The 9,228-nt window shown below is 62.9% G+C and carries 7 protein-coding genes; 1 reads left to right on the top strand and 6 read right to left on the bottom strand.

Annotated elements, in window-relative coordinates; genetic code table 11:
• The 4 genes from HCZ23_RS17900 to HCZ23_RS17885 all read right to left on the bottom strand — a co-directional run.
• Positions 1-197 (bottom strand): CoA-transferase (locus HCZ23_RS17900; protein ID WP_303048554.1); only part of this gene is annotated, 197 nt, incomplete at its 3' end.
• Between the two features lie 35 nt (positions 198-232).
• The gene (locus HCZ23_RS17895; protein WP_167603117.1) at positions 233-928 is read right to left on the bottom strand and encodes a CoA transferase subunit A; all 696 of its coding nucleotides are present in this window, start codon (positions 926-928) and stop codon (positions 233-235) included.
• Positions 925-2,244 (bottom strand): RNA polymerase factor sigma-54, encoded by a 1,320-nt coding sequence (gene rpoN, locus HCZ23_RS17890; RefSeq protein WP_167603116.1) that lies wholly within the window; start codon positions 2,242-2,244, stop codon positions 925-927. Before rpoN ends, HCZ23_RS17895 begins: the two co-directional genes overlap by 4 nt.
• A 33-nt stretch (positions 2,245-2,277) precedes the next feature.
• The gene (locus HCZ23_RS17885) at positions 2,278-3,540 is read right to left on the bottom strand and encodes a GTP-binding protein (protein ID WP_167603115.1); all 1,263 of its coding nucleotides are present in this window, start codon (positions 3,538-3,540) and stop codon (positions 2,278-2,280) included.
• 449 nt (positions 3,541-3,989) lie between these two features.
• On the opposite strand from HCZ23_RS17885, the gene HCZ23_RS17880 reads away from it, so the two are divergent.
• Positions 3,990-5,978 carry a sigma-54-dependent Fis family transcriptional regulator gene (locus HCZ23_RS17880; protein WP_167603114.1) on the top strand — a complete coding sequence of 663 codons (1,989 nt, stop codon included), beginning with the start codon at positions 3,990-3,992 and terminating at the stop codon, positions 5,976-5,978.
• Positions 5,979-6,069: 91 nt separating this feature from the next.
• On the opposite strand, the gene HCZ23_RS17875 is transcribed toward HCZ23_RS17880, so the two are convergent.
• Entirely contained in the window at positions 6,070-6,900 is an 831-nt protein-coding gene (locus HCZ23_RS17875) for a hypothetical protein (RefSeq protein ID WP_167603113.1), read from the bottom strand.
• On the bottom strand, positions 6,897-9,161 hold the full coding sequence (locus HCZ23_RS17870; protein WP_167603112.1) for a hydantoinase B/oxoprolinase family protein: 2,265 nt from the start codon (positions 9,159-9,161) through the stop codon (positions 6,897-6,899). Before HCZ23_RS17870 ends, HCZ23_RS17875 begins: the two co-directional genes overlap by 4 nt.
• Positions 9,162-9,228 lie beyond the last annotated feature (67 nt).

The raw sequence follows: 9,228 nt of genomic DNA, 5'->3' as shown, positions 1-9,228 counted from the left end.
ATCAGGTCCGGGTCCTCCTCGCCCTCATAGGGAAACGGGCCCATGCCGAGCATGCCGTTCTCCGACTGAAGCGTCACCGAAACGCCCTCCGGGATAAAGTTCGGCACCAGCGTCGGGATGCCGATCCCGAGGTTCACATAGGTGCCGTCTTCCAGCTCCTGTGCCGCGCGTGCGGCCATTTGATTGCGGTCCCACATTCGTCCACCTCCTCTTTGTATTACGTACGATCGGGCTATCTCCTACGCGTCGTCCGCTGTTCGATGCGTTTTTCGTGTTCGCCCTGGATCAGGCGGTGCACATAGATGCCCGGCAGGTGGATCGCGTCGGGGTCGAGCGCGCCAACCGGCACGATTTCCTCAACCTCCATGATGCAGACCTTGCCGCACATCGCCGCGGGCGGATTGAAATTGCGCGCGGTCTTGCGGAAGATCGCATTGCCGCTCTCGTCGGCTTTCCACGCCTTCACGATGGAAAGATCGGCGAAAATGCCCTCCTCCAAGATGTAGGTCTCGCCGCCAAAGTCGCGGTGATCCTTGCCCTCGGCGATGACTGTTCCGACGCCCGTCTTGGTGTAAAACCCCGGAATGCCAGCCCCGCCTGCGCGCATCCGCTCGGCCAGCGTGCCCTGCGGGTTGAATTCCAGCTCCAGTTCGCCCGAGAGATACTGGCGCATGAATTCCGCGTTTTCGCCCACGTAGGAGGCCATCATTTTCTTGATCTGGCGGGTGTCGAGCAGTTTGCCGAGACCAAATCCGTCAACGCCACAATTGTTGGACGCGATGGTGATGTCTTTCACGCCGCTCTCCACGAGCGCGTCGATCAACAGCTCGGGGATGCCGCACAGGCCAAATCCGCCAGCGGCAATCAGCATGCCGTCTTCGAGCATTCCGTCGAGCGCCTCGGTCGCGCTTGCACATACCTTGTTCACTCTTCTCTCCCTTTTGAAATCTGTCTTTCTGCCGCGTTGGGGAACCCGGCCATGCGACGCCGGTTCGACACCGTCCGACGCGACACGCGCAGCCCGACCTCCGCCAGGCGGGTGGCCAGTTGCTGATCGGTCAACGGCTTGTCCGGGCGTTCTGCTGCAATCAAATCCGCGATCCGCGCCGAAATCGCTTCGGCCGGGACATGCGATCCATCTCTGTGCCCTGTCCCGCCGCGGGCGAAGAAGGCTCGCATCGACATCATGCCGCGCGGGGTCTGGATCAAAAGCCCGTTGCGCACCCGGTTGATCGTCGTTTCATGTACACCGAGTTTTTCGGCCACATCCGCACAGCTCAGCGGTTTGAGATGCACCGGCCCCTGTTCGAGAAACTCACGCTGGACAGACAGAACATGGGCCGCGACATCCAGCACGAGAGCATTGCGACGCGACACCGTCCGCTCCAGCCAGCGTGCCTCTTTCAGCGCCGTGCGATGTTCGGCTCCGCCGTGCGGCGTGATCGCGATGCGCGGGGCGGTGGCCGAGTTCAACGCGACATGCCACTGTCCCAGTTCATCGCGCTCGGCAATCAGATCCGGTGCCCGGCGCAGCTCCGGTGCGTCGTCGAAATGCGACCCCGGTTTGGGATCGAGCCGACGCAGCCGGGTCACCAGCGCGGCCAATTCTTCGGCATCGACCTCGCAGCGGGACAGCAGCGCGGCGGTGTCGCCCTTCGCCAAAAGCGGCAGAGCGTCGAGCAGGCGGGCCATCGGCAGGGTCAGTTCGCCCGCCTCTTCGAGTTGCAAGCGCAGGCATTCCGCGAGGGAGCGCGCAAAAAGGCCCGCGGGTTCGACCTCATGCAGGCGGGTGAGCACCGCCTCGGCCTCGGCCATCGAACAGCCGGCTTGTCGCGCTATGTCTTCGAGCGGAGCACCGAGCCAGCCGCTGGGTTCCAGATGCTCGAGAAAGATCATCGCAATGTCCCGCGCCCGCGCGTCGCGAAAGATCAGGCCGATTTGTCGGGCCACATGCGCATGAAGGCCGTCGGCCTGTGCCCGAAGCGTGTCGATCTCATCGCCGCTGCCGAGGAACGCCGGACGCCAGGGGCCGGGCAAGGTTCTGCGCTCGGCGTCGGTGCGGTCGGGGGCGTCGGTGTCCGGGTCTGCCTGTGGCAAAGTGAGCGTCAGGCAGGGGTTCTCCGCCGCCTCCGCGATCAGAAATCCGGCCAGATCGGCATGATCCATCTGCAATAGCCCGATGGCGCGCTGCATCACCTGGGTGAGGCGCTGCGACGTGCCCTGTTGCAGATGAAGACCGCTCATCTTACGTCTTCTTTCCGGTCGGTTGGCTTGGTCTTATCCATTGTGTCCGGCCTCTCGGAGGAAACGGGGCTGGATGAGAAAGGCCTCCGAGGTCAGGCGTTCATGCGGCGTGAAAGGCGCTCGTTCCAAAAGCCAGTTGCGGGTCGGCAAGCCGGGTGTCGCGGCGGAGCGCCGCAAAGCTTCGCGGTCCCCCGGCAGATGCGCCAGCCGGTCGCGAATGATGCGCTCGTCCTCTTGCGTGAGACCCTCTCCGATGAACACCAGACGCCCGACGCCATCGGCCAGCGGGCCGGTGCGGGGCCAGGCATTGAGCTTGACCGGCGCGTAGGCGACATCTTCGACGCATTGCAATGCCATCGGCGCATCCAATCCCGGCAGGGCCACCAATCCTTTCACCCGGAGCAATTTTCCCGCGTAATCCGACAGGATCTCTCCCAGCCCGACCGCAAGGCCGCGCCATCCCGGCGCCGTGTCGAAACTGACGACAAAGCTGCGCACCTGGCCGGAATGCAGGCCGACGTGTCCCTGATTCCCTCCAAGCGGCGCTGAATGTGATGCGCCGATCTGGCCATTTCCGGTGATCGACAGGGCTGGTCCCAACCAATCGTCAAGGCTCAGGGGCGCGTCCTCCTCGGCATAGAGACCGCCGGAAAACAAATCCTTCGGGTCGCAGGCCCCGTGATCGAGCATCACATGCGCAGCCGTCGGGTTGAGCTCGTTCAGCGTCCGGATCACGGCGTCCTGTTCGACCCGTCCGGCCCGATCGCATTTCGACAGCAACAGGCGGTCTGCCATCGAAATCTGCGCCATGGCTTCGCGGTGACGGGCAAGCTGATCGCGCATGCGGGTGGCATCGACCACGGTCAGCACCCCGTCACAGCGGAACCGGGCCGAAACCTGCCGGTCTTCCATCAACGCGCGGACCACCGGACTGGGATCGGCAAGTCCCGTGGACTCAATCACCACGCGCTGTACAGGGGCGATCTCGCGGCGGGCCATTTGCTGGTGCAGGCGCATCAAGGCCGCAATCAGATCGCCCTGAACGGTACAGCACAGGCAGCCACTGTCGAGAATCACCAGGGCATCATCGATTCGCTCCACCAGATGGTGATCGATGCCGATATCGCCCAATTCGTTGATGAAAACCGCCACGCCAGCCATGTCGGGCCGTGTCACCAGCCGGTTCAGCATGGTGGTTTTGCCAGCGCCCAAAAACCCGGTCAGGATCGTGACCGGAATACGCCCGCCTGTCCCTTGTCTCAGGACATGCGCGACTTTTGCGGTACCATTTTCCATCATTTCCTCCCACTACCTGCCCTAGGAGAAGCAGGTTTCTTACCGTGCGCGCCTATGCCCTGCCACTCAAGGGCTTAGAGCCGGGCGCCCTGTCGCATCCTCCGCGAGCCAGACGCAGGCGTTCGAAATTCGATCACCTCACAGACCAACACCCGACCGACTTGCGGCGGCACGCGGCGCGGAATTTCCGGTGTCGTGCAGGTGTCTCTTTGGAAGGTGTTCCACCCCAAAACCGCCCCATTTCGGGTCTTTGCAAGCCGTTTGGACGGGGCCGAAAAGGATATGCGTTTTGGCAAAACGTTTTGCCGTGGGGAAAATAATGCTAGGCTTCGGGCCTCATCATGTCGTGCCCTCTCGAAGGGCAACGAACGCGGCGCTGGGTCCGGGGAGGGACCCGCTGCGAGGGTGCGGGTGAAAGACCGCCGACAGACCAAGGGAGGAGACACCGAATGCCTGCAACGGCTTTGCGGCAAAGATTTTCGCATCCGGAAAACGACCGTCAGGTGCAATCCACCTGGGAAAAGTTCCTGTCCGGACAGGATAGCGGCTCGGATGCCGTGCGACGGCTGATCGACGATTCCTGGCGGCGGTGCCATGGCGCCGTCGATCCCGGGCGCGACGGCGCCCCGCCCCCGGCGCAGGGCGATGCGCTTTACGATCTTCTGACCGACAGCGAAGAGCTGGTGCGGGCCAGCAGTTCGATCATCGCTTCGGCCCGCGACTTCCTGTTCGAAACCGGGACGGTGATGGTGTTGACGGATGCCTCCGGGGTGGTGCTGAGCGTCGAAGGCGACAACGCCCTGCGCGACGGCACAGAGGCGATCCATCTGATGCCCGGCGCCAACTGGAGCGAGGAGACCTGCGGCACGAACGCGATCGGGACGGCGATCGAGATCGGCCAGCCGATTCAGATTCACTCCTCCGAACATTATTGTTCCGGCATTCAGCGCTGGTCCTGTTCGGCCAGTGTGATCCGTGATCCGGCGAGCGGCGGCATTGTCGGCGCGCTCGATATTTCCGGTCTGAGCGAAAGTTACAGCCGCCACAGCCTGTCTCTGGCGATCACCGCGGCGGGGCGGATCGAGAACCGTCTGGCGCAGCGGGAAATGAACCTGCGCTACCGGTTGCTCGATCATTGTCTCGACCGGCTGCAAAAGGCCGACCGGGACGGGATCATCGTGTTCGACCGCTCGGGCACGCCGATCAAGACCAATGAACGCGCGGCGGCGGTGATGACGGAATGGGCCAAGAGCCATGGTCTGCGCGATCTTGTGCTGCGCGACGTCACCCTGCCCTGGCGCAACGGACGGATTTCTCCCGAAAACCTGCCGCAATGGGTGGACCGCGACTGGATCGAACCCATCGAGATCGATGGAGAGCGGCTTGGGTCGGTTTTGGTGCTGCCGGATCGCTCGGCAGTGGTGCGACGCACGCCGAAACGGGAAACCGCCCCGGTCGGGGTGGCGGGCACGACCGATGCCTTTGCCCGGTTGAGCGGATCGGCCCCGGCCTATCTCGAAGCCCTGCGCCGGGCCTCTCTTCTGGCCAAAAGCCCCGCCCCGGTGTTGCTGCTCGGGGAAACGGGGGTCGGCAAGGATGCCTTTGCCCAGGCGCTGCACGAAAGCGGACCGCAGGCCCAGGGGCCCTTTGTGGCGGTCAATTGCGGCGGCTTCTCGCGCGAGCTTCTGACCAGCGAATTGTTCGGCTATGCCGAAGGCGCCTTCACCGGCGCGCGGCGTGGCGGCATGAAAGGCAAGATCGAAGCGGCCGATGGCGGCACGCTGTTTCTCGACGAGATCGGTGAAATGCCGCTCGATCTGCAACCGCATCTGTTGCGGGTTCTGGAAAGCGGCGAGGTCTACCGGCTTGGCGAAAACACCCCGCGCAAGGTCAAGCTGCGCCTGATCTCGGCCACCAACCGCGACCTGAAATCGGATTCGGCAGAGGGTCGCTTCCGTATGGATCTGTTTTACCGGATTGCGGTCACATCCCTTCGCCTGCCCGCGCTCCGCGAACGCCTGACGGATTTGCCGGGTCTGTCGGAACATCTGCTGACCCAGATCGCGAAACGCTACGAAATGGCGGTCCCGGTTATTGAGCCGGGACTCTATGATCGGTTTGCCGATCACGACTGGCCGGGCAATATCCGCGAGCTCCGCAATGTGCTTGAGGGGATGGTCCTCGAAAGCGGCGGTGCGGCGTTGGGGGTGGAACACCTGCCGATGGACTGGTCGGTCATGACCCGCGACGGTGCCTCCGATCCCGAGGGGCTGACTCCGCTGCAACAGGCCGAACGCGCCGCCATCGTCGCCGCGATCGAACGGCACCGTGGCAATCTGACCTCGGTGGCGCGCGATCTCGGGATTGCCAAGAGCACGCTCTATCTTCGTCTGGACAAACTTGGCCTGAAGGAGGCGCTGGAGCGGATGCGGCAATAACGGCGCTCCGCCCTATTCCGGAATGAAAAACGGCCCGCCGGAAATCCGGAGGGCCGTTGCCGTCAGGGTGTGTCGTCATGCGACCCGGCAATCAGGCGGGCAGACCTTGCAGCCGTGCAACCGCGTCAAGCACGGCCTCCGGGGGATGATCCACGGGCACCTGCGCATAGAGGAATTGCGCGGGGGCCGTCTTGGGGAGGTCCATCCCACCGAAGAGCGCCGCACTCACATCGCAGCCTTGCACCTTGTCGCCCAAACCGATCACCGCATCGAACGACCCCTCCTGACCGGCAGAAACGCCACGTCCGACTACGGCCCAACGGTAATGTTTGGCGGCGTTGAACAATGGCGTGTAGGCGGACACCGCGCCGGGTGTCTCGCTTTCTTCAAGCAACAGCCCACCCACCGGGCGTTGCGCGACACAGCGGATGAAATCCGCGATGTACATGGCGGCGTCTTCGGTGGTGTCGACATCCACTTCGACGGGGCGTCCAGCGCACATCTGCGCTTCTGCCAGCCACGCTCCGGGTGCGGGCATGGCAAGCACCAGCGGGATTTGCCCCTGAAGATGGGCGGCGACGGCCTCGACCACCTCATCGAGAAGCGCGCGCGGCCTGGCCTCTTCGAGCATCCGGCGCAGCGGATAGGTCGCACGTTTCTTCGATCCCATCTCGGCGGCGAGATCCGGGTGCCGCGCGATCCATGAGCGGAACAGATCGCCCAGGTTGACCACCGCGACATCCGAACGGAGCAATCCCCGGGCCTGTGTGAAGAAGGACAGGTATTTCGCCGCACCGTCGGCCCAGGGATCTCCGTCCTGGCCCAGCAGCAGCCGCCGGGCGTAGCCCGACGACTCCAACCAGACCCGCAGCGCCTTCGTACCCGTCGCATCGGGCAGATCATCTGCGAGAGATTTGCTCATTTCTTTTCACCTCCCCCGATACCGGCGGCGGCGAGACGGGCTTCGAGCTCGGCAATGCGCACGTCTTTCGGGTGCGGCATGTAGTTCGGCTTTGGCTCGTCGCCGGACCGCGTCAGGTCCGGGGCCCCCATATAAAGCGTGCCGATGTCATCTCCCCAACAGCCGAAATATTTCAGATGCTTGGGCGGTTGGGGCTGGTTCCAGCCCTTGATGAACTCGGCATAGGGGGTCGAGCGGGCGATCCGCGCCTGACGTTCTTCTTCGCGGGCCGCCTCGGTGGCCTCGAAGTCAATCGCCAGCGTGGTGTGATCGAAGACCACTTTGTAGAGACGTGCCGCCACTTCCGGCGAAATCAGCCCCTCTTCGATGTCCTTGACCACATTCACCGGGTCGCGTTCGAGCAGGTCGCCATACCCGGCGCCGGCCCCTTGGCTGATCATGAACAATTCGCCGCGCTTCGAGATCTCAAAGCCCATGCCCATGTGGTGGGTGGTGTAGCTCGCCTCCTCGAACGGCTGTTCGTTCATGATCTCCTCAATCGAATGGCGGAATTTCTCCGGCGTATTCTGCAGGATCTCGTAGACATCCACATCCTTGACCTTGGACAGCGGGTAAGTGCCACAGGCATAGCCGCCGAACAGGCCCTGGATCGGCGGGATTTTCGCGCCCTCAGCCGTGGTCATAAAGCCCCACTGATCCGAGTCCTTGGTGGCGACCATCATCGTGTACCCCTGCCCGCCCCGGTATTTGCCCGGGGCGATGGCGTCGCGGGTCATCTTCTTCGAGACCAGTTGCAGGAACGGAACTTCTTCTTCGTTCAACTCCTGTTCGCCGATGTCGGCCATGGTGGCAAAGATCGGTGCCAGGGCGTGCTCGCCGTCCCGGTTCGCCGTGGCGCCCGCCCCCATACCGTTGAGATCGGCGCAGAGGTTGCCAAGCGTCTCGCCGTGCTGGCTGACCCCACCCCAGATGAAGGTGTTGATCATGTTGAAGGTCGGCGCGTGCACCTTGGTGAACTTTTCCGGGCAGGAATAAAGGAATTTCGCCACCGCATGCTGACCCGCGGTGAAGCCGGTGAAGATCGACATCAGCGATTGCGAGTTCGGCGCGTCATAGGAACAGTTCACGATCGAATGCGGGTCGGTGATCACCTCGATGGGCGCAAAGGCCGCCTGCCCGCGCGGCAGATCGGGCCAGACGTAGCACAGGAAGACCTGCGCCAGCATCCCCTTGAGACCGGCGACGATGGTGTTCGTCGCCCGGTTGGTGAACTCCGGCGACGAGCCGCGGAAATCGAAAATAAGCCGATCGCCGGTCTTGGTCAGCTTACAGTTGATCTTGACCACGCAGTTTTCACGCAGGGTCGAGTCCTGGATGATATAGCTGCGCACGGTCATGTCCGGCCATTCCGAAATGCGCCGTTTCACTTCGGCGCGCACGTTCTCCATGGTCAGACGCAGGGTCGAGGTCAGCGCCTCGGGGCCGTCCGAATTCAGAGTCTCTTCCAGACGCTGCTTGATCCGCAAACAGGCAAACAGCTTTACCTTCATGTCTTCGTATTGCAGCTTCGGCTCGCGCACCGAGTTTTGCAGGAAGGTCAGCACATCGCGCTTGATCTGGTAGTTTTCCACCACTTTGAACGGCGACATCTTGAGCCCTTCATCCGAGGGGCTTTCCGCCATCGACGGCATGCCGCCCGGCTCGATCGCGCCGTTTTCGCCCTCGTGCACGGTCGAGGCAACCCAGCAGATCAGCTTGCCGTCGTGGAAGATCGGCAGAATCATCGACTGGTCGGTGTTGTGCACATTGCCGTAGCGCGAGTCATTGTGGATGAACCCGTCGCCTTCGCGCACACCGACCGTCGGATCGTTCAGCCAGTTCTTGATGATGAACTTGATCGGGTGGTGCACCAGCGCCGAAAAGATCAAAACGCCGCCCGCCGAGGCAATCGCCAGATCGCCGGAGGCGGAATAGACGCCGGTGATCACGTCGCCCCATTTCGCGCCGGGCGCTGCGCCCATCTGTTCGACCATCTCATAGCCTTCGTCACAGCCGGATTGAATCCGGTCGCGGATTTTCGCGATCATGTGGCTGTCTGAGAACTTTTGAATGGCGTCGTCCTCATCCGCGGTGCGCGGCATGAGATCGTGGTTCTGCATGATCTCGGGATCGGGGCCGAGAAACAGCGTGGTGTCGTCGAGGAACTTTTTGATCAGTTCCATTTCATTCGGCGTCGGGGCCGAGGTTTCCAGATCTTTCATAGTCTTCTCTCCTCCTGTCGGATTGAGGTGTCCCCCGGCACGCCTCCATGTGCCGGGGGAACCCGTG

It is taken from the genome of Celeribacter sp. HF31 (assembly GCF_011806455.1).
Taxonomy (GTDB): Bacteria; Pseudomonadota; Alphaproteobacteria; order Rhodobacterales; family Rhodobacteraceae; genus Celeribacter.
Note: the sequence above shows the minus strand (reverse complement) of the source record. Positions and strands in the feature narration are given on the sequence as shown.

Bases quoted from the DNA above. Each gene is read 5' to 3' on its own strand.
- rpoN (WP_167603116.1), bottom strand. From the start codon at position 2,244: ATGAGCGGTCTTCATCTGCAACAGGGCACGTCGCAGCGCCTCACCCAG.
- HCZ23_RS17885 (WP_167603115.1), bottom strand. From the start codon at position 3,540: ATGGAAAATGGTACCGCAAAAGTCGCGCATGTCCTGAGACAAGGGACA.
- HCZ23_RS17880 (WP_167603114.1), top strand. From the start codon at position 3,990: ATGCCTGCAACGGCTTTGCGGCAAAGATTTTCGCATCCGGAAAACGAC.
- HCZ23_RS17875 (WP_167603113.1), bottom strand. From the start codon at position 6,900: ATGAGCAAATCTCTCGCAGATGATCTGCCCGATGCGACGGGTACGAAG.
- HCZ23_RS17870 (WP_167603112.1), bottom strand. From the start codon at position 9,161: ATGAAAGATCTGGAAACCTCGGCCCCGACGCCGAATGAAATGGAACTG.